This is a genomic window from Epilithonimonas lactis, from assembly GCF_900110605.1.
Taxonomy (GTDB): Bacteria; Bacteroidota; Bacteroidia; order Flavobacteriales; family Weeksellaceae; genus Epilithonimonas; species Epilithonimonas lactis.
In genome coordinates this window covers 271,482-292,589 of record NZ_FOFI01000003.1, presented here as the reverse complement: position 1 = coordinate 292,589, position 21,108 = coordinate 271,482, and the positions used below count along the sequence as shown (strand labels likewise).

Here is a 21,108-nt window from a genome sequence, read left to right as displayed (position 1 = left end):
TTTTTTGTTTATTAATTAAAACTAATTAAAAATTATGAGCTATTTAATAAGGAGTAAAAATATAAAAAAACAACCAAATATTTCTATTTGGTTGTCATTTTAACATTTTAATGCTTGTATTTATTCCGAAATAATCACTTTAGTTCCCTGAGTATGAGCATTCATCTGTGGTGCGTAATAATTCTGCAAAGTGGTAATTCCATTGCTGAATTTCCCGGTTGCATTCGCTACATAATCATACTCGAAAACATATTTTCCTTTCGGCATATATTCGATGTAGAAGTTCGTGGAAGCATCTTTTGTCGATTGATAATAGCCCAGATTGTTTTTCCATTCGTATCCAGAAATCACATCCAAAGGTTCAAAACCGGCCGCTCTCATATCTTTCAAGTGAATGAATTCCATATTTCTGTCCGTGTTCAGAATCATTCTCACCGTCACTTTATCACCCACTTTCAATGGCGAATTTTCATTGATTTTAATTAATTGTTCACCGTTTTCAGTTTTCATTTTTTTGTACAATTCTTTCGTAATGGAAATATAGCTTTCCGAAGATTTTATCTTATCCAAATCCTCATAATATTGCCAGAACAAACCACCTTGCACAATTCCCGGACTGTCTTTTTTAATGGAAACCGTTGCCAGATTTTTATCCAAATTATCAGAAGTAATCGCTTGTTTCACATAACCTGTCGCTTGTGTTTGAGGCTTCAAAGCTTTTCCGCCCCATGTAATTTCCGCTTTATCAGATTCCGCTGAAGTCCAAGATTTCCCTGAATTCAAAATCGTGAAAATCACTTCCGCAGTTCCGCGCGAACTTCCCCAGGAATTCACTTCTTTTTGAGTTACGAGCCAGATTTTCATTTCTTCAATGAAGGTTTCATCCGTCGGCGTCAATTTGTTAAACGCTTCCAAAGCTCCTGCGTGATTCACTGTTTTGGAAGAATACCAACCCCAATCGTTAAGGTTTTGTTTCCAATAAACACCTTGAGTTTCCGTGTCCGTCGAAGTTTCTTTCAGATAAGTCATTAATTTTTTCGAAACGTCTTTCAATCCATAATTATTAAATAACAAAGCCGAACGATACAATCCGAAGAAAGTGAAATCGGTAATTTTTGCAGTTTTTGCTTTGGTTGTGACCAAAGATTTCAATGTCGCGCCTTTATTTTTCAAAGGATATTCTTTTTCCCAATAATTTCGGGTGTCGAGATAATCAATCACGAAATTGTTCCAAACATTGTCTTTGTCTGTTTTCCAATATTTATTCACTTCATTATCAACATAAGAAACCAGTTTTGCAACCATTTCTTTCTGCTCAGAACTTTGATAATCCGCGACATTTTCTTTCAGCCAATCATTGATTCTTGCAAGATTTTTCAAGATGTAAAGTGAATTGTAATACGAACTCGGATAGCCTTGATACCAAGAAAAACCGCCATCAGGATTTTGCAATTTCTGCAATTCACTCCAATCGTTTTGAATGGAATTTCGCATCGTATTCGCATCAAACAATCTCGCCAATTTTTCCATTTGTTCTGTCTCATTTTTCGATTCCAAAACCCACGGCGTTTCTTCCAGCAACAATTGTTTTAACTCTTGATTTTTCTCCAAATTCGAAGTCAATAAACCTTTCGATTGGTATTCATCAAAAACAGTTTTCAGTTTCAGATTGGCTTTGAAAATTTCCGAAGCCAAAACATCCGCAAACCATTTGTTGAAGATGACATCCGCAGAATTGTTCATATCATTTTTCAAACTTGGAAGCGCAAACATAATTTCCCAAATCGGATTTGTCGTCAATTCCAAAGTATTGGAAACATTGGTCAAAGTTTTGGAATTCGAGTTTTTCAGATTTTCCAAAGTGAAAGTTTTCGTCTGTCCTTCTTTCACAAAAATCGGAAGCGCATCCGTCACCAACATTCTGTTCGGCAAAACTGCGATTGCTTTTTGTTCGCCGTCAGAGAAGTTTTCAGCTTTGGCAACGATTTTAATAATAATTGATGAAACATCATTCGGAACTTTCACTTTCCAGTTCACGACAGAATTTCCGTTTTCCGACAATGAAAAAGTTTGTTCTTTATTATAGCCAGAAACCGCAGTCAATTGATTAATCCCGAATTTCTCAGAAATATCTTCATTTGTAAACGCATCCAAAATCTGCAATTGTGCAACACCACTGAGTTTTTGATTCACCAAACTCGATAGTTTAGATTGAAGATTCAGTTCATCACCTTCACGCAAAAATCTCGGATAATTTGGCGTAATAGAAAACTCTTTCTGCGTCACCACGGATTTTTCCAAAGTCGCAGAACGCGCATCTTTTGTATGAGCCAAAAATAACAATTTCCACTGTGTCAAAGCTTCCGGAGAAGTGAATTCAAAACTCACATTTCCATCTTTATCCGTCAAAAGATTCGGATAGAAAAATGCTGTTTCGTTGAGGTTTTGACGAACTGGGATTTTGTTTAAATCATTTTTATCCGTTGAATTAGGGTCAATTTTAGGAGCTTTTTTAGGTTCTGGAATTACATTTTGTATTACTTCAACCTTGTCCGACATCATTTCTTTTGTTGCCATAGGAGCTGGTGAAGAAGCATAACCTAATGATTTTGCCTGTCTTTCAAGTTTCATTGCGCTGATGACAACGCCTTCTAATTCAATATCACCATCAAACCAATTAAATTGAGGATTATCAATATTATAATTTTTTAAATACTTAAAATTTTTGTCGAAACTTTCTTGATTTAAACCATTTCTCAAATCATAAGAACTCTGAAAAAACTGAGAATAAAATCCCTGCCAGTTCCAACTATTAGAAGCAAATTGGTCAAGCGATTTGTCATACATACTAGCCAAAACTTCCGCATTGATTTTTTCATTCCCAGCGCCAGAAACTTTCACCGTCCATTTTTCTTTTTGTCCCGGCTGAAGTTTGTCGCGGAAAGTCACCGTTTCAATTTTCAAATCATCTTTACTATCAGCAATTTTCAAATCCACATTCTCCGTTTTCACATCATTAAATGCAACCAACTGAAATTGTAAATTAACTCTCGACACAGTTTCATCTTTTGGAATCAAAGTCTCATATTCCAAAATTCCATTTTTGAAAGAATGCGTTTCCGTCACCGTTTCGCCTTTTCCGTTTTGAACAAAAACATTCACCAAAGCATCCGGAACGGCGGAGTAAACAAACACTTTTGCCTTCTCACCACGTTTGAAATCCTGTTTTTGCTTAATGACTTCCAAGAAAGGTTTTTGATTCTGTCCAAGCGATTTCTTATCCCAAACTTTGAAAAATTGCTCCGTTTTTATCGTGTCTTTTCCTTCGATATTATAAAGTTGAAGCTTGTAAGTTCCCGCATTTAAAGAGCCAAGATTCAAGATTCGAGATTCAGGATTTGCATTCTTGCTTCCTGACTCTTGATTCTCGATTCTATTAATAACAACTTTTTCCACCTTCCAGTTCTTCACATCATCAAGCTTATCAAATCTATCGTGCGGGAACTTTTGCACAAATTCTTCTTTAGAAAGTTTCGGCAAATCCTGAATTGTATTTTCAAATTGACTTCTAAAAATCTGCTTCGGTTCTTCCAGCTTTTCCAGTTTTGCATTGTAAGATTTCGCAAGAACTAGGTCGTTGTAATTTTTCGTCGAAACAGTCAGTTTTACAGCTTCATCAGAGAAAATATTGTCAACATTGTCTGCCGAAATATAGTGAGAAACCGAAGCCACTTTTACGTTCGTATCCGCAGATTGCGTTTCGCCGTTGATGTCCGTCACAGAAGCGTTGATAGCGTAATTATCAATCTGAATTCCTTCTAAAGTTTCATCTTTTTTAAGTTCTACTTTGATGGTAAATTCGCCTTTCTCATTGGTTTTCACAGTTCCGAGAATTGAATTTTCATTATCGTTTCCACGCGGATACCACCAGAAATAACGCCAACGGATATTCTGTTTTTTGATTTCATAATTCACAGTCGAATTGCTCAATGCAACGCCAGAGAACATCATCGCTTTTCCTTTCAGCTCTATGGTTTGGCCGTATTTGTACTCGTCTTTTATCGGTTCAAAAGTCACTTCAAATTTTGGGCGTTTGTATTCCTCAACCTGAAAATCTGCGTATCCACTGATGTTGTAAGCGGAATTATTATCGTCATCAACTTCGATATTGAAATTTCCGTTCAACTTGTTTTTTGGCAAAGTAAAACTGCCATTAACAGAACCAAATTCATTGGTTGTCAGTTTCAAAGTCTGTAATTCTTCGCCGTTGGTGTCGTTCAAAGTAATATTCAACTTTACTTTTTCCAGCGTTTTCATTTTCTGAGTTTCGCCATTGATTCCCGTTGCAATCACTTTGAAATAAACAATTTGTCCAGGTCTGTAGATTTTTCTGTCGAGGAAAATCTGTGCACTTTCCTGATTTTCAGATTTGTTTCGGTTGCCGTAATCGTAGCCATAAACATTTATCATCGAAAAGTTGTTTCCATTCTTCACGAGGAAATTTCTGTAATATTCCTGATTCGCAGAATTTGGAAACTGGAAATTACCCGATTTATCCGTTTTCACAGTATATTTTGTAACCGCTTTTCCACGAACATATTCGGTAACATCAAGGTTTTCATTGATGAAAGCTTTTCCATTTTCGTTGTTGACGAGTTTCAGAATATTCGCTTTTGGATTGTTGTCATCTTTTTTGGAGAAGATGATTTTCGAATCCGAAACGATGAAATAATAATTCCCCTGAACCGAATTTTCAACCACATATTCCGCCAAATAAATCCCTGCTGGAAGTGCTTTCAGCTCTAAAGATGTTTTGTGAGATTTGAAATCCGAAGACGCTGGTAAACTGAATTCATCTTTTCTCACCAAAGATTTTTTGACCTTAGAAAAAGGCGTTTTGTAAGAATCGAAAACGTGATTCAGAAAACCTTGCGAATCATCCTTTACTTCATAGATATTCAAAGAAAATTGCTTCACATTTCTACCTTCCGCAACGATGTGAATCGGTTTGTTCGGTTGTGTTTCTTTCTCGTAGAATAAATTAAGTTGCGGATTTTTTATCGCGTTTTCTTTATTAAGAATATTATTGATGAACTTTGATTTTGGATATAATTCTTTCGCTTTATTGACCCAAACCAAAGCAGTTTTATTATCTTCTTTTTGTTGAAGAAGTTCAATCATTTCATCGATGATGAGAACTTTGTAATCACCTTTCGAAGATTCATCGCCAACCAATTTTTCAAGTTGAGCAAATTTGTCTTTGCAATTGTTAAGTTGACAATTATAGTTGATTTTTTGATGTTGGAAATACAGTTTTGAATTCCCAGAATTAGCCAGAATTTCCGAATCATAAATGTCATTGATTTTCTTCGAATTAATTTTCAGTTCGTTTGGCGTGAACAGATTTTGATTTCTCAAAAACTCGATGTAATTGAAGTTTGACCAATCCGAAAGCGTAGGGAAGTAATCCAAATTTTCTGTCGCATCAAAAATTTCCTTGTATTTCTGAGTCTGAATTTTCTTCAAAACCGAATTTTCTTTCTCCAAATCTGAATAATTCTTAGTCAAGAAATTCTTGAAATCCAGTTTGCTCCAGGTCTCGATTTGTGACAGATTTTGATTATCGATATTCGTTTTCTGATTGATTCTCCAAGAATTATTATCGTAATAATCATTGATGAATTCCAACGTCAGAAGATGAAACAATTGCTTCTCATCGCCTTTCAGTTTGGTTTCCGTGCTTTGAAGTTTCGAAAAGAATTTGGAGCTTTCATCATTCTGCGTATCATCGTGCGTTTGCTTCAGGATGCTGAATTCCGCTTTCAGAGATTTGATGATTTGGATGGCGTTGTTGTCTTTCATCGCTTGGTTTTGAATGTCCAGAATTATCGGAAGATTACTTTTGTAAGTTCCTTTCTTGTTGTTTTCCTCCACTTTTTTCCATTGAGAATCGTAGTAATTCTGCGCCGAAACATTGATGAAGAAAAGCATCAGCAAGAAAACTGAGACTGATTTAATGATTTTCATATTTGACTTTTATTTTTTTTGAGTGAATGATTCACTGTATAAAGATGCATTATTTTAGCAAAGGTTGGAAAGATTAAAATCTTTTTTAAAAAATTAACACTTTCGAAATCTTATTGATTTAGAACAATTTTTCGGACATTTGTTAAAAGTAAAATGTCGATTTTAAATTTAGCAAAAAAATATGTGATTGACAGCCAGATTTTTGTCTCGCTGATGGGAACGTTGATGGCTGGATTTTTTATGCTAGAGCAAAACATATTCCGTTGGCCGAGTTTGCTGTTGATTTTTATCACGTATTTCAGCGGTTATCTATACACCAAATATCAGAGTCGTAGAAAGATTTTTATCAAGATTTTGGTTTTTAATTTCATTTGTGGCATTTTAAGTTTTTGTTTGATTGTCTTTAATCATAACGAAATTAGATTGTTGAAATGGGCTGTGATTGTCATCATTGGTTTGCTTTACAATTCTTTTTTCCTGGAGAAATTCATTCGTAAAATCCCTTTATTAAAAGTCTTTTACGTTGGCCTGACTTGGGCTTTGATTAATGCGTGGCTAATTCTACCAGAATTCAATTGGGAGATTTTCTGGATTTCGTGGTTGTTTATTTCGGCTTTGGTTTTACCTTTCGATATTCGTGATATGAAAAGTGATGATGTGGTGACTTTCCCCATATTAATCGGTGTTCAGAAGACGAAATATCTGGCTTATCTTTTAGTTTTCGTTGCTTGTTTATTAAGTGTGATATTTCTTGATAGAGAATTTGCCTTAAGTTTTTTATTAACAACGGTTTTCACATTTTTTCTAATTTATTTTTCTGAAAATGATAATAAAGGAACTTACTTTTCCTTTTGGGTAGAATCTTGTAGCGGATTGCCTTTGTTGGTGATTCTGCTTTATTGGCTTGTAAATTGTTAGAAGGATTTTACTAATTAATTTTTGAAGTATTTGTAATCTGATGCATAAAAATATTTTTGCGTTAATTCTGTTTTTATGTAGCGTTTCTTTTGTGTCTGCGCAGGAGAAAGAGAAAAAGGATTCTATCTATTACAAGATTGAAAAATACTCTGACAAAAGAAAATTCACCAAATTTATTCACCGTTTCATCTTTCGTCGGGAAGCAGATTCTGTTTCTGTGAAAACCCGTACTGAGAAGGAAACGCAAGCCTCTTACGACGGAAAGCACATCCGAAATATAAAAATCGAAACGATTGACCCTTTTGGATACAACACAAAAGAAAAAAAGGAAAAGGCCAAATGGTACGATTGGTTCACAAATCATCTTCATTCCAACACCAGAATTTCGACGGTCAATAATTATCTTCTTTTCAAAAAAGGCGAAGAATATAACGCCCAAAAACTCTACGAATCCGAACGTCTTCTCCGGGAAATGCCGTTCGTCAACCGAGTGAAAATCAGTATTGCAGACAGCACTTCTACCAAAGATTCGATAGATGTCGTCGTACAAGTTCTCGATTCCTGGAGTTTGAAACCGCGCGGAAGTTTTTCGGGAAGCAAAATCGGAATGGGCGTTACGGAAAAGAATTTCCTTGGTTTAGGTCACGAAGCCAACTTCCTTTACAGAAACGATTCCAAGCAGAATCAGGATTATTTGATGGGAAGTTACACGGCTTACAATCTGTTCGGTTCCTACATCAATGCGCAGGTTTTGGGCGAACGCGATTTTTGGCGGAATGAGCGAATCAATGTGAATGCGAGACGAGATTTTTTCTCTCCTTTGACGAAGTGGGCTGGTGGTTTTTCATTTGAATATTTTATGCGAAATGTCGCTTTGCCAATGGTGGACAGAAGTGCTTTGCCAGAAGTTCAAATCAAGGTTTATAGCCAGGATTTGTGGGGCGGTTATCAGATTCCGGTTTCAGCGAATCCAGAGGAAAGGGTTTCCAGTAACATCGCTTTCATCGGGCGTTTCCAGAATTATCAGTACAAAGATAGTCCTGGGATTGACCAATTTGATTACTTCAAAACTTACAGCAGTTTGTTGGGTTCCGTTGGTTTTATCCAAAGGAAATTTGCGGTCGAAAAAAATATTTTTCAATACGAATTGCCCGAAGATATCTCTTACGGAAATTCATTAAGCGTTACCGCCGGCGTACTTTCCAGAAGCAAAGAAGTGATGCCTTACGCTGGAATCTCTGCTGGATATGGGGAGTTTACAAAAATCGGTTATTTCACTTTGAAAGCGCAGTTTGGAAGATTTTTCAATGAAGACAGCCAAAACAGAGAATCTTTCCGATTGGACGGAACTTATTTTACAAATCTGATGGATTGGAAATTTGCTAAAGTCAGACATTTTTTTGCACCAACTTTAGCGCTTGGCAATCCACAGCACAATTATTCTTACCGAGACCGAATCAATCTTTCTGCCCGCGACGAGTTTCCGGTTTACAACGCAGATTACATTGGAACGAAGAAGTTGGTTTTGAGATATCAGCTTCAACTTTTTGTGAACAAGACTTGGAAAAATTTCCATTTCAGTCCATATTTGACGACTGCTGTTGGCTGGTTGGCGATGCCGAATGACAGCTTGATGAAAACGAATGCAAACACGAAAATCGGGATTGGCGTTTTGATTAATAATCCATATTTGGTGTTCAATAGGATTCAGATTTCGTTTACGTATTATCCACGAGTTCCATTTGATAACAACTCTGTTTTTGATTTTAACAGCAATCGAAACAATGTTTTACCGCTGAACAGTTTCGGCGCAGATATTCCGCATTTTGTGAATTTTGGAAACTAAAATTTCAACAAAATTATTTCCCCAGCCCTAAAGGGAGTAATTTTGATGAAATTTTAAATCAATTTTCCGCCCTTTAGGGTTGGGGAAAAGAAATTGATTTAAAATAATCTATTCTAAATTTTTCAATTCTTTTTTGATTTAAAATTAATTCTAAAACCGTTTTTTTATCTTTACATAAATTTTGAGTGATGGAAAATATAAACGACATTAAAATAAAACTGATTCAGAAAATCTGCGAATCCCAGAATTATTATTTGTTGTCTTCACTTCTCAAAAATTTTGAAAGTAAGTCCACAAACATCGTCGCAGAACCAGAATCCGTCTACGAATCCGAAAGACCAATGACGGAAGAGGAAGTTGATGCATATTTTAAAGAAGAAAAAGTCGTTCTTCCAGATTATGTCCTGAAGATGATAGAACAAGGAATGGATGATGTAAAAAATGGAAGGGTTTATACAGAGGAAGAAATGGATAAAATGGATGAAGAATGGCTGAAATAAAAGTCGAATGGACCCATTTTGCAAAGAAACAAAGAGATGAGATTTTCGAATATTGGAACAATAGAAACAAAAGTAATTCTTATTCTAAAAAATTAAATCTGGTCATCAAAGAGAAAACCAGTCAATTAAAATTTCAACTATTTTCTGGAAAGAAAACTATCAATGAAACCAAGAGAATGTTAGTCTTCAAAAATTATAGTTTGATTTATAATATAGAACAGGAAACCATTTCAATCATTTCATTTTGGGAAAACCATCAGAATCCTGAAGCGCTCGAAAATATTTTAGGATTATGATTATCAACAAACTATCACTTATCAATTTCAAAAGCCACTCCGAAGTTTCGTTTGACTTTTCGCCACAAATCAATTGTTTCGTTGGGAACAATGGCGTAGGGAAGACCAATATTTTGGATGCGCTTCATTACCTGTCTGTTGGCAAAAGTTTTTTAGGAAATTCTGACCTCAATAATATCAAATCCGAAGAAGATTTCTTTACGATTGAATCCGAAATCCAAAATGATGAGAAGGGAGATGTTATCAAAATCCTACATCCGAGAGAATCCAAAAAAGTCATCAAGAAAAATGATAAAGCTTACGACAGATTAGCCGACCACATTGGTTATCTGCCGAGTGTGATGATTTCGCCGTACGATTCCAATTTGATTTCAGATTCAGGGGAAAGTCGCAGGAAGTTTTTAGATGTGATGATTTCTCAGACGGATTCGGTTTATCTTTTTGATTTGATTCAGTACCAAAAAACCATTCAGCAGAGAAATGCGTTGTTGAAGAATTTTGCCAAAAATCGATATTTTGATAAGGATTCTTTGGAAATCTACGATGACCCGATTTCAAACTTTGGAACGCGGATTTTCGAGAAAAGAAAGGAATTTGTTGAGAATCTAAATCCAATTGTTCAGCATTATTATGACATCATTTCTGGCGGAAAAGAAAAGGTTTCCGTGGTTTATGAATCTCATCTTTCTGACAACACGTTTCAAGAACTTTTGTCGAGCTCCATTGATAAAGACCGAGTTTTGACCTACACTTCCAAAGGAATTCACAAGGACGATTTGATTTTCGAAATGAATGGAAATTCCATTAAAAAAATCGGCTCACAAGGTCAGCAGAAATCGTTTTTGGTTTCTTTAAAACTCGCTCAAATCAACCGAATCAAAGAACTGACTGGAAAATCTCCGATTCTTTTGCTTGATGATATTTTTGATAAGTTGGATGACACCAGAGTTTCACAATTGATTGAGTTAGTCAACAAAGAAAACTTCGGACAGATTTTTATCACAGACACGCACAAAGAGCGTACAGAAAATGTTGTAAAGAGAATACACGAAGAAAGTAAGATTTTTGAAATTTCATAAAAGCATCATATTCTTTTGCAAATCAATAACTTGATTATAATCTAAAACTAGATTTTTCCGAAACAAGACAAATGTCATATTCCAGATTCACTTTTGGAATGGATAACTATTTACTTTTGCGAAGTAATTTTTAATCATTCTAAATAAAAATAATATGAAGAAGTTTTATATTTCAATTTTGGCTTTGTCGGCTATGATTACCAAAGCTCAAAGTTTTGAAGAGGTTTCTCAACCTGCGCTTCAAAATTACTTTTACTCAGCGAGCGCGGTGGCAGATTTTGATAATGACGGATTTCAAGATATATTTTTCACTGGCGCCATCGATTCTGACGGTGATACAAACGTAGATGTCACGTCCAACGATTTCTATAAAAACACAAATGGAAATTTCTCATCCATTCAAAATTTTGGAGACAATTCGGTTCATTTGAGTGCGGTCAAGTTTATCGATTTTGATAATGACGGACTTTTGGATGTTGTAACGACTGGACTTAGTTATAACGATATTGTGAATTATCAGCAATACAGATGGAAAAATACAGGTTCAGCTTTCACGTTGATAGATAATGCGCCTGGAAAAATCTACGGTGGATTGGACGTTTTCGATTTCAGTCACGATGGTAAACAGGATTATGCCATCAACGGAACGCAGTACATTGCAAACGTTGGATTTTCTCAAGATTTGGATTTGTACACGAACAATTCCAACGGTTTTCAAAAGACGGAAGCTTGGTTGCCGGGAACGCAGAACGGTAGTTTCAAGATTGTGGATTTGAATAATGATAATGAGCTGGATGCTGTTGTCAATGGTTTCAATTCTGATTACGAAGGAACTTTCAATATTTATATTAATGAGAATGGAACGCTGGTTCAGAAATCTCAGCTTCCGCCGGTGAGCGATAGCAAAATGGCTTTTGCTGATTTCAATGGTGATGGTTTTCTGGATTTTGTGGTGACTGGTCAGGATGAGAATTTCGATTCTTATTTGGCGGTTTTCACCAATGATGGACAAGGTAATTTTACAGAAAGCAAGTTTGAAGGCGAAGGACTTTCGGCTGGAAATGTAGAAGTGGGCGATTTGAACAATGATGGTTATTACGATTTCGTAGTGATGGGCGATGATGACAACTACGATGGTTACACGAATATTTATCTTTACAATCCACAGCTTCAGAAGTTTGAAAAGTCGGAAGATTCTGGGTTATACAATCTTGGAAGTGGCGGAACTTTGGCTTTGTTTGATTACGATAACGACGGAAATCTGGATATTCTCGCCAATGGTTTTGATTGGGCTGACGCGGATTTGATGCCTTACACCAAGTTGTTTAGAAATACGACAACGGTTTCCAATCAAAAACCAAATGCGCCAACAATCTTGACCGCGACTGAAAATAATAACAAAATCAATTTCAGTTGGTCTGGTGCGAGTGATGACAAGACTTTGGAGAATTCGCTTCAATATGAATTGACGGTTGGTTCGGAAGCTGGAAAGTCGGACATCGCAAAATATATCGTTACGACGAAAAGCTGGTATTTGGATAAAGCCAATTTGCCTTCGAAGATTTTTTGGAGTGTGAAAGCCATCGATGCTTCGAAGAAATATTCGGATAAATCTCAGGAGAAAGAGTTCTCTGTTTTGGAGGTTTCGGATTCCAAAAATGAGGCGGTTTCTATCTATCCAAATCCTGTGAAAGATGTTCTGAATGTAAAAACAGCCAGCAAAATCAAAACGCATAAAGTTTACAATCTTTCAGGACAAGTTGTGAGTTCGAAACTGATTTCGGACAAAACCATAGATTTCTCTCGTCTTGAAAAAGGAATTTATGTGTTGGAAATTCAGTTGGAAAATGGGAAAAAACTGACTCAGAAAATAATAAAAAACTAATAACCAAATTTTCATATCCATATCTACATTTTACAAGAAAATCCCATTCACTTGCTGAATGGGATTTTCGATTTTATTGATGTTATCTTTAAATTTTATTGAAATATTTATCTCGCAGATTTTGCAGAGTAAACAGATTTTTTCTACTATTTTGACATTCAACGATGGATTTTAGTCAAGCTTAAAAAGTGAAAAGAAATACAAAACGTCAACATAGCCCTGATGGGAACGGCATCCTTTTTTGGCATTGCGATGAAAACGTCAATTGAAATGGCTTCCCGTCGTTCGCAATGACAAAAAAGATATAGTGGACAGCAGGTTGGAATCGTCTGCCGATAGACCAATCGTCGTGCTCCTAATTATTTATAAAAAACTTCCGTCGAATGAGAATGGGAGCAGGTCTCGGATGGATTTTGTCTTGATGATTTCTCCGTCTGGTGAGGCAAAATAGATTTCGATTTCGTCTTTTTGCTTGGCTTCGTACTCCAGAATCGATTGTCGGCAACCGCCACAAGGTGGAATGGGTGTGGAGCTGAGGACGTCTTTTGGGCCTCCAACCACGAATATTTTTTTGATTTTGACGTCGGGATAATTGGCGGAAGTCCAGAAAATTGCGGTTCTCTCGGCGCACAATCCGGATGGATACGCGGCGTTTTCTTGGTTGCTTCCGGTGATGATTTCGCCATTTTCCAGAAGAAGCGCGCAACCGACGAAGAAGTTGGAGTAGGGCGCGTAGGCATTTTCGCGGACGGATTTGGCTTTGTCGAATAGTGTTTTTTCTAGTTCTGGCAAGTCGTTGTAACTTGGGTAGGTCTGAAAATTTATCTTTATTTCTTTTTCCATTTTTTAGAATGAGGGGAGGTAAAAATACAAGTTTTATGGAAACAAATTAACATTTGGCGAAAAAAAACATCTAATCCTTATGATAAAGCGATTTTTGGTTTTGAGTTTTGTGTTGATTTTAGGATTTGCAAATGCTCAGGACAAAATTTTTTGGGATAAAAATCGGAAGTTGGAATGGACGGATTTTCAATCTGGTGTGAAACCAAATGGTTCCAAGACGGCGGCGACTACTTTTTGCGGGATTTCTTACTTGCTGAATAGTTCGACGAAGAAATTCACTTCGAAGCAGGTGAAAATACAGTCGTTTTTTGTTCCATCCAAATCTTGGGCGCACCTGGAGCACAAAACCGATGTTATTTTGATGCACGAGCAAAGTCATTTTGATATTGCGGAGTTGTTTGCGCGAAGATTCAGGAAGTTGATTAGCGATAAAAATCTAGATGCTAAAGCTTTGCAGAAGTATTACGAGCGGATTTATGATGATTACAAAGCTTATCAGCAGGATTATGAAACGGTGACGAATCACGGTAGAATTCGTGATAAACAGTACGAATATTCTCGGAAAATTGATAAAGAAATAGAAGAATTGTCGGACTTTAAAATTTAAATTTCCGGTTGTCTTTTTTCTCCGAGAGTTTCTTTTTGTTATCGATTCGCTTTTGAACTTGGCGTTTTGAAGGTTTGGTTTTGACTCTGTACTTTGGAATGAAAAGCGACTTTTCTACCATTTCCAGCATCTTTTCAGTCACGATTTTTTTGTTCGCGAGTTGCGTTCGGCTTTCTGATGAGGTCATTTGGAGTAGGCCTTCGGAATTGATGCGGTTTTTGAGTTTGTCGGATATTCTAACTTTCTCTTCATCTGAGAAATAAAAACTTTCTGAGACGTTCCAAATCGCCGTGACAGCGGTTTCCACTTTGTTCACGTTTTGTCCGCCAGCGCCGGAAGAGCGGGAAGTTTTGTAGGTGATTTCGGACGTGAAGTTTTTCATTTCTCGATTGATTTTTTCAACGCCAGCCGGTTGACTTTTCCGTTTGGCGTTCTTGGGATTTGTTCTACAAAAATAATGTCTTTTGGTTTATGAAATGATTTTTCGTAGTTGATGGTTGAAAGTTTTTGCTTGATGGATTCGGATTCGCTTCCTTCGATTATTAGAATTAATTTTTGTCCTAATGTTTCATCTTCAATTCCTAGGAAAATAACTTCATTTGGAATGTTTTGTTTGACTAATTTTTCCAATTCTTCTGGGAAAATCTTTGCGCCTGCGGAATTGATGACATTATCCAATCTTCCTAGAAATCTAAATTGGTTTTGATTATTGATTTCAACCAAATCATTGGTTTGTAAAACTTCAGAATTTAATTTAGGCGCAAATATTTTCAGACAATCTTTCTCGTCCAAAGATATTTCCACGCCTTCAAAAATGGCGAACCAATCTTCCTGATGTGGGAAAAGCTGTCTGAGTGCAATGTGAGAAAGCGTTTCGCTCATTCCATAAGTCTCGAAGATTCGAGTGGGGGAGTTTGAGGGTTTGAGCGATTGAGCGATTTTATTTTTTAAAGTTTCCGAAACTGAAGCACCACCGATGATGAGATTTTTGATGAGATGAAGTTTGTCTAATGAATTTTCGACCTGCAAAGGCGTCATTGCACAAAAATCTATTTCTTGATTGATGTTTTGAAGTGGATTTGTGGAAGGTTCAGCGATTTTCAGTTTTAATTTTCTAAGAATGCTTCTTACGACCATCATTTTCCCCGAGATATATTCTATCGGAAGACAAATTAATGCGACATTTCCTTCTTTTAAATCCAAAAAGTTGCAAGTCATCTCAGCCGAATTCAACATTTTTGATTTTTCTACTTCAAAAATTTTCGGAATTCCGGTAGAGCCAGAACTCTGAATTTTGACTGTTTTTGAGTCCGAAAACCACTCTTTTATGAAGTCTAAAACTTTGGTTTCAAATTCGTTAGATGTTGTTCCTTGATTGGGTGAAGGTTTGGAAAGGTCGATTAACATTAGGCTGAGCGAAAATTTATTTTATAAAATTATGCAATTTTTTTTACAAAAAGTTTGGAAGTTTAGAAAAAAGCTGTAAATTTGCACCACAATAAAGGACAGACCTATGGTGTAGCGGTAACACTACTGTTTTTGGTGCAGTCATCTGGGGTTCGAATCCCTGTGGGTCTACAATATCACTTGATAATCAGTGATTTAAATTAATTACAGCCAATTTTACAGCCAAAAGCAATGTAAAATTGGCTTTTTTATTTTTTTGATATTTCAAGATATTTTAGGAAACATAATTAAAAACCCCGTGAGTTTTAACTTACAGGGTTTTGATTTATTTCTTCTTCTAAAATGATTTAGCCCTTATTTTGTATTGATTTATGAATCAAGACGCCATAATTATAAAATCAAGACAGTTTATTCAGCTTCCTAATTCCAATTGATTTTTTACAAGATTATAATATTCACCTTTATTTGCTGTCAATTGTTGATGATTTCCCTGTTCTACAATTTGTCCATTTTTTAGAACAATGATTTGGTCGGCTTTTTTTACAGTTGAAAGGCGATGTGCTATAATCAGGACTGTTTTTCCTTTAAAGAACGATTGTAAGTTGTCATGAATTGTCTTTTCGTTTTCCGCATCCAATGCCGAAGTTGCTTCATCAAAAAAGATGTAATGTGGATTTTTATAAACGGCACGTGCAATCAGAATACGTTGTTTTTGTCCTCCTGAAATTCCATTTCCTGATGCTCCGATTTTGGTGTTATATCCTAAAGGAATACTGTCGATGAATCCTTCTATATTGGCTATTTTTGTAGCATTTTGTAATCTTTCCCTATTAATTTCTTCATCTCCTGTTGCAATATTTCTTTCGATAGTATCCGAAAAAATATACCCGTCCTGCATCACTACGCCACAATTCTCTCTCAAACTTTTCGGTGAGATGATCTCTAAATCATCATAGTTGTAAAAGATACTTCCCTTAACAGGTTTGTAAAATTTAAGAAGCAATTTCATTATGGTGGTTTACAACTTCCGGAAGCTCCTACTAAGGCAGTTACTTTCCCTCACTCTCCGCAAAAAAAGCCTATAAACAACGTGTTTATAGGCTTTTTAATTTTCGGGTGCTAATTTAGGTGCTAATTTTTCTATATGAAATTTCATTTTAAAAGTCAATTCTATAACTTTAAATTGTGCAATTATTTAGTGTGTTTGAAAAACAATAATTATCTCTTCATTATTCCTAAAATTATCTTGACACTTATAATGTAAAAAATTAAGACTGATAATAGTTTGAATAATTCATTAAAGCTTAAATTAAACTTCCATTGAAAGATTGAGATAACTATTTTATAAATTGTTATGGGAAAATTTATAATTGAATACCAATTTAAAAATATTTGATAATAGAAAAACAGAGCTATCATTACAATGTTAAAGCCCCCATATAAAGCAATAAGATAATCCTTTTTCGTTAGTATAGACTTTTCATTTTTAAAAGTAGATAATAGAATCAATTTTAAGTTGTTCATGGCATGGAAATTAAGATTAGGCTTGTTCAACAAGTCTGACAATATCCAATATCCATCAGCTCGCAAAAATGGGATTAGATTGTATAATGCTTTTACTGAAATAGCCAATGCCAAAATTTCCAGTATATGATATTTTATAAAAAAACCAATAATTAATAGTAATAAGCAAAAAATAATTTCAAAATAAATACCTGCACTATTTACTATAATTCTTTTCCACTTACTTAATCTCCATATATCCGTCACGTCTGCAAAAAATGCTGGTATGAAATACAAGTAAAAACCAAAGCCAATTCCTCCATGTCTTGCCTTGAAAAAATGGGATGCACTTGCATGTCCCAGCTCATGAAAAATAGTACTTATAAAAAGTAGCAATATAAAATATGGCACAAAAGTATTAGAGTTGAGAGTCGGATTATTATAATAATTTGTATAAATACTATATCCAAAAATAATGATTGAAAAAAAAATAACCGAATAAAAAACTTTCCTGACAAACAATAGTTTCAAGAAGGGAACTATTGTTGAAATTACTTCTGGTTTAAGAAAAATGAAACCATATTTTATATAGTCCGGAATTTTTGATTGTTCTTTTATTGAATCATCGTGACCAAAAGTTCCATACTGTTTTAGCTGACCAAAAAGCAATATAATTTGTGAATCTGAAATAGGTACTTTATGGCTTTTTTGAAAATCCATATTAATTTGTGATACTGTTCTGCTCCCATCTGCTAAACTTAATAAATCATAGTATTTCTGATTCAGTTTAGTATATTTATTAAGTTTTACATTATGCAGTAAATATTCACTTTCATTGAATTTTGAAAATTCAATATCTGATGATAGTTTATATACAGGGCTTTCCTCCATTATAGTAAAGCCTTTAATGCGTAAGCAGTAGTAAGCGTCTTACTTTTGTAAGGCTCATGGGCTTTAGGTTTAATAAAATTTTCCGCCTTCCAACTACCATTTTCATGCTGATGTTCTATTAAAAATTGTTGTGCGCTATTTTTCATTTTCTCAAGTTCAGGAAACTCTAATAAATTCATGCAAAAAATAGCAAAAGAAGTTGACAAATTTTTATATTGATTCTCATCAAAACTTCCATCAGCATTTTGGAAACCAATCAAAAAGTCTTTTATTTTCTGCTTGACAGCTCCATATTGTGTAGGAAACTCATTAAGCAACCTCAGACAAACATATGTACCATAAAGTTTACCATAGTACCATCTGCTCTCCCAATACCCTTGCTCTTTTTGCTCTGAAATAATATACTTGATTGCTTTTTCTATGGTGGACTTGTATTTTTCTGAATCTAATAAGGTTAAAGCATATACAAAGTTGGCTACAACTTCCACATCTGCCCCTTTTCCCCATTTGGTAGAATTGAATAAATCCTGTTTTTTCTGTTTTTCAGTAAGATTTACTTTAGGAAGAATCCAAGTTTCTATTCCACCACTAGGCTGTGTTCTTTCAGATACGGCAATACTAATTGCTTTTATACAATATTTATCTACCAATTTCCCATTTCCTGTTTTGATAAACTGTTGCATAATTTGCCCTAGATCGTCAATATCTGCTGCTATTTCCTGAACAGTTGGAAAATAAGACCAAGCTCCAATATTGTCCTTATTTTGTCTTCCTTCTATATATTGATTTTCTTTTTCAATAAAAACTTGAAGATTAAGATTAAAAGAATGTGCAATTTCCAACAAACAATCATTCAATAATGCTCTTTGAAAAGTATCTGAAGAATGGATATCAATTTCATTCTCGAATCCTTCCATACCTCCTAAATACATAAAATGCTTTAAATCAACATAATTTTGAAGAAAATCACTCTTAATGAATTGCAAGCCTTTAAAAAAAAAGTCTATTGTGACTTTATTAAAATCAAAAAAGTAATCTTCTTGAATTAATTTTCTTTTTGTATTTGCTTTTTCTTCTATTGTTTTGACATAACCATTAACTGAATCCTTGGTTTGAAGAATTGTTTTTTCAAAGTCGCAGATTGTATCCAGCCACAAACTATCCGGTGGCAATTTTTCAATTACTTTTTTAGCCTTCTCCAAATAATAAATTGATTTTTCAAAAAGAATAACACTTGTTCCATCTATATAAAACAACTTATTTAAAATATTTACATCATATTTATATTTGGAAAAGTCTAATGTTTTGGATAATTCATATACCGCCCAATTAAATTGTTTTTTGTTAAAGTCCTCTGTGAAATCTATAATATCATCATATAATTGAAACCCTATCGAAAAATATTTATGAGATTCGAGCAGTAAATTATAAATTTCGCTATTGTTACTATTTTCTGAAAAAATAAATAAACTATCAATAGCTACTTTTCCAAAGGCAGATTTCATATCTGCAACTTTATTATAATTCTCTTCACTTGGATTATTCCAAAGGTTTTTTTCTAATGATATTGCCTTGCGAAACTCTCTTTTTCTTGTTTCCCAAAGATTCCAAAAATTGTTACCATCTTCATATATTGTGGATAAAATTTTTATTGCATTCTCTTGTAAATCTAAAACATTAAATATTCTATGATTTTCTTGATTATCAATAACAGCATCTAATTGCAAAATAGATTGATAAAAATAAAAGCCTGCTTTTGAAAGCAGGTCTATTGTCACCTTATCTATATCTGGAAAATAATCGTGAAATAGTTTAGGATAATATTCGTAAAATTCTGGAGATTTCTTTTTATGGCTCATCAATAAATTTCTGTTCTTCTTTGGAAAGTAAAGTATTATTTTCTTTAATCTCTTTATTAGCAATATTTTCGGTTAGATTTTTATTTAAATCAATTTTATTTTTCAATCCTTTTTTATCTGATTCTAAAAATTTTTGAAAATTTATTTCTTGAATAAATGAAACGGGATACTTTTTTTCTTTGTATAGCGCATAACCTTTAATTTCGGTATAAACTAAAGCTGGTAGATATTTTCCGTCTTTTTTATAAAAATCATATTTGATATTATTTGAAGTGGCTACACCTTCGTAAGCTTCTCCTCGTTTGTTCTTGTTCTTGAACGACTGAGACATATTTGTTATATAAAGATCAAAACTACTAATGACTTTGTCTGTTTTGCTATATGTAAATTTTCCTTTATATGTATTTATTTCATCTTTTGTTTCAAAATAAATAATTTGAATGTTCTGGTTTTCTGAAAGTATTTTTGAAACAAATACACTATTTTTTGTATCATTTAAAAAACCAATAATTTCACTATTAAAAAATAACTTCTGAATAAAGTTTTTGGGAGTTATTTGAATATCTGTATTAAAGGGATAATCATTAGAAGATACTTTAGTTTTAAAATATTTAATGTTGTTAAAGCCGATTTGGACAAAAGAGTCGACATTATCTTGTGCCTTAAAATTATAGGCATTTGCTAAAGCCCATATGTCAATATTGGCTATTAAAAGGTTAATCATTTTCCCATCAATATAACCTTTTTGCTTTATTGTAGATTGATATAGAGAGGGCTTACTGTAATATATGCTTAGATAATCTTTTAAAGCATTTTGAAACATTTGCCTTATATCTATTTTGGATATTTTCACCTCTTCAATATCTTTATATAATGGCTTTAATTTTATAATAGGAGTTAAAGACTCCAATGTTAACTCTTCATATCCTTGAGCAAAAATATTCAGTGGTTTCTTATCATTTTTTAGTTCTACTTCCCCATCATCGTTACTATACAGCACCACATTATCAGACATAATTCTAACATTTTGAAGAGGTTTGTTTTCTTCAGAATCAATAATTCTTACTTTGATATTTTGAGGAAAATAAAATTGTAATGATAACCCCAAATAGGCTATTAAAAATAATATGGACTTCATTTAGTTGTATTATCTCTTTGATATATTAATGTTCTATCAAATCCATTTTGAAAATAAATCCGATTTGTAAAATTATCTCTGTAAATAACTTCTTTTTCTTTTCCAAGAGAAAAATTAAAACCACTCTTTTTTTGTGGTTTTTTAAAATCTATTACTATTTCTTTTTTGTTGCTTAATCCTAATATTGCAGTATCTTTTTTATATTTAAGAGAATCAGTATACTTTGGAAGTAACTGTGCGTTAATTTGTGAGGATATCAACAAAATTGTTGTAAAAAAAACTACTCTCATAAAAATTGAAATATAAAAA

Annotated in this window: 15 protein-coding genes, 1 tRNA gene and 1 pseudogene; 8 read left to right on the top strand and 9 right to left on the bottom strand. The window is 34.1% G+C overall.

The annotated features are described in order from the left end of the window. Positions 1 to 120 precede the first annotated feature (120 nt). Entirely contained in the window at positions 121 to 6,027 is a 5,907-nt protein-coding gene (locus BMW39_RS10910; RefSeq protein ID WP_034975293.1) for an alpha-2-macroglobulin family protein, read from the bottom strand. Between the two features lie 153 nt (positions 6,028 to 6,180). Here BMW39_RS10910 and BMW39_RS10905 point away from each other — a divergent pair, with 153 nt between their 5' ends. The 6 genes from BMW39_RS10905 to BMW39_RS10880 all read left to right on the top strand — a co-directional run bounded on the left by BMW39_RS10905 (position 6,181) and on the right by BMW39_RS10880 (position 12,551). Further along, positions 6,181 to 6,945, top strand: coding sequence for a UbiA prenyltransferase family protein (locus BMW39_RS10905; RefSeq protein ID WP_083391919.1), 765 nt, complete (start codon positions 6,181 to 6,183; stop codon positions 6,943 to 6,945). Between the two features lie 40 nt (positions 6,946 to 6,985). Further along, on the top strand, positions 6,986 to 8,791 hold the full coding sequence (locus BMW39_RS10900) for a hypothetical protein (protein ID WP_034975290.1): 1,806 nt from the start codon (positions 6,986 to 6,988) through the stop codon (positions 8,789 to 8,791). Between the two features lie 188 nt (positions 8,792 to 8,979). Beyond that, positions 8,980 to 9,291: a hypothetical protein gene (locus BMW39_RS10895; protein ID WP_034975288.1), complete on the top strand. Its 312-nt coding sequence runs from the start codon at positions 8,980 to 8,982 to the stop codon at positions 9,289 to 9,291. Further along, entirely contained in the window at positions 9,279 to 9,587 is a 309-nt protein-coding gene (locus BMW39_RS10890; protein WP_034975286.1) for a type II toxin-antitoxin system RelE/ParE family toxin, read from the top strand. Before BMW39_RS10895 ends, BMW39_RS10890 begins: the two co-directional genes overlap by 13 nt. Beyond that, positions 9,584 to 10,666: a DNA replication/repair protein RecF gene (gene recF / locus BMW39_RS10885; protein WP_034975284.1), complete on the top strand. Its 1,083-nt coding sequence runs from the start codon at positions 9,584 to 9,586 to the stop codon at positions 10,664 to 10,666. Before BMW39_RS10890 ends, recF begins: the two co-directional genes overlap by 4 nt. A gap of 154 nt (positions 10,667 to 10,820) precedes the next feature. Beyond that, positions 10,821 to 12,551 (top strand): T9SS type A sorting domain-containing protein, encoded by a 1,731-nt coding sequence (locus BMW39_RS10880; RefSeq protein ID WP_034975283.1) that lies wholly within the window; start codon positions 10,821 to 10,823, stop codon positions 12,549 to 12,551. 363 nt (positions 12,552 to 12,914) lie between these two features. Here BMW39_RS10880 and cdd read toward each other — a convergent pair whose 3' ends face one another. Beyond that, complete coding sequence (gene cdd / locus BMW39_RS10875; protein WP_034975282.1) at positions 12,915 to 13,394, bottom strand: cytidine deaminase; 480 nt, start codon at positions 13,392 to 13,394, stop codon at positions 12,915 to 12,917. A 79-nt stretch (positions 13,395 to 13,473) separates the two neighbouring features. Here cdd and BMW39_RS10870 point away from each other — a divergent pair, with 79 nt between their 5' ends. Then, a complete protein-coding gene (locus BMW39_RS10870; RefSeq protein ID WP_051879911.1) occupies positions 13,474 to 14,001 on the top strand; it encodes a DUF922 domain-containing protein in 528 nt (175 codons plus the stop codon). On the opposite strand, the gene arfB is transcribed toward BMW39_RS10870, so the two are convergent. Together arfB and BMW39_RS10860 are read right to left on the bottom strand one after the other, a co-directional pair. After that, positions 13,991 to 14,383, bottom strand: a complete 393-nt coding sequence (gene arfB, locus BMW39_RS10865) for an alternative ribosome rescue aminoacyl-tRNA hydrolase ArfB (RefSeq protein ID WP_034975281.1) — start codon at positions 14,381 to 14,383, stop codon at positions 13,991 to 13,993. The genes BMW39_RS10870 and arfB overlap by 11 nt on opposite strands. After that, positions 14,380 to 15,408: an AMP-binding protein gene (locus BMW39_RS10860; RefSeq protein ID WP_034975279.1), complete on the bottom strand. Its 1,029-nt coding sequence runs from the start codon at positions 15,406 to 15,408 to the stop codon at positions 14,380 to 14,382. Before BMW39_RS10860 ends, arfB begins: the two co-directional genes overlap by 4 nt. A 100-nt stretch (positions 15,409 to 15,508) precedes the next feature. Between BMW39_RS10860 and BMW39_RS10855 the strand changes: the two genes are divergently transcribed. Continuing rightward, a tRNA-Gln gene (locus tag BMW39_RS10855) sits at positions 15,509 to 15,579 on the top strand. Between the two features lie 241 nt (positions 15,580 to 15,820). Here the strand turns inward: BMW39_RS10855 and BMW39_RS10850 are convergent. The 5 genes and pseudogenes from BMW39_RS10850 to BMW39_RS10830 form a co-directional block, all read right to left on the bottom strand. Then, positions 15,821 to 16,467: pseudogene (locus BMW39_RS10850) on the bottom strand (ATP-binding cassette domain-containing protein); the annotation flags it as partial. Between the two features lie 159 nt (positions 16,468 to 16,626). Further along, positions 16,627 to 17,802 carry a zinc metalloprotease gene (locus BMW39_RS10845; RefSeq protein WP_028123562.1) on the bottom strand — a complete coding sequence of 392 codons (1,176 nt, stop codon included), beginning with the start codon at positions 17,800 to 17,802 and terminating at the stop codon, positions 16,627 to 16,629. Continuing rightward, a complete protein-coding gene (locus BMW39_RS19320) occupies positions 17,802 to 19,661 on the bottom strand; it encodes a prenyltransferase/squalene oxidase repeat-containing protein (protein WP_034975277.1) in 1,860 nt (619 codons plus the stop codon). The genes BMW39_RS10845 and BMW39_RS19320 overlap by 1 nt, the downstream gene beginning before the upstream one ends. Continuing rightward, entirely contained in the window at positions 19,651 to 20,799 is a 1,149-nt protein-coding gene (locus BMW39_RS10835) for a hypothetical protein (RefSeq protein WP_028123564.1), read from the bottom strand. Before BMW39_RS10835 ends, BMW39_RS19320 begins: the two co-directional genes overlap by 11 nt. Next, positions 20,796 to 21,089 carry a hypothetical protein gene (locus BMW39_RS10830; RefSeq protein ID WP_028123565.1) on the bottom strand — a complete coding sequence of 98 codons (294 nt, stop codon included), beginning with the start codon at positions 21,087 to 21,089 and terminating at the stop codon, positions 20,796 to 20,798. Before BMW39_RS10830 ends, BMW39_RS10835 begins: the two co-directional genes overlap by 4 nt. Positions 21,090 to 21,108: the final 19 nt, after the last annotated feature.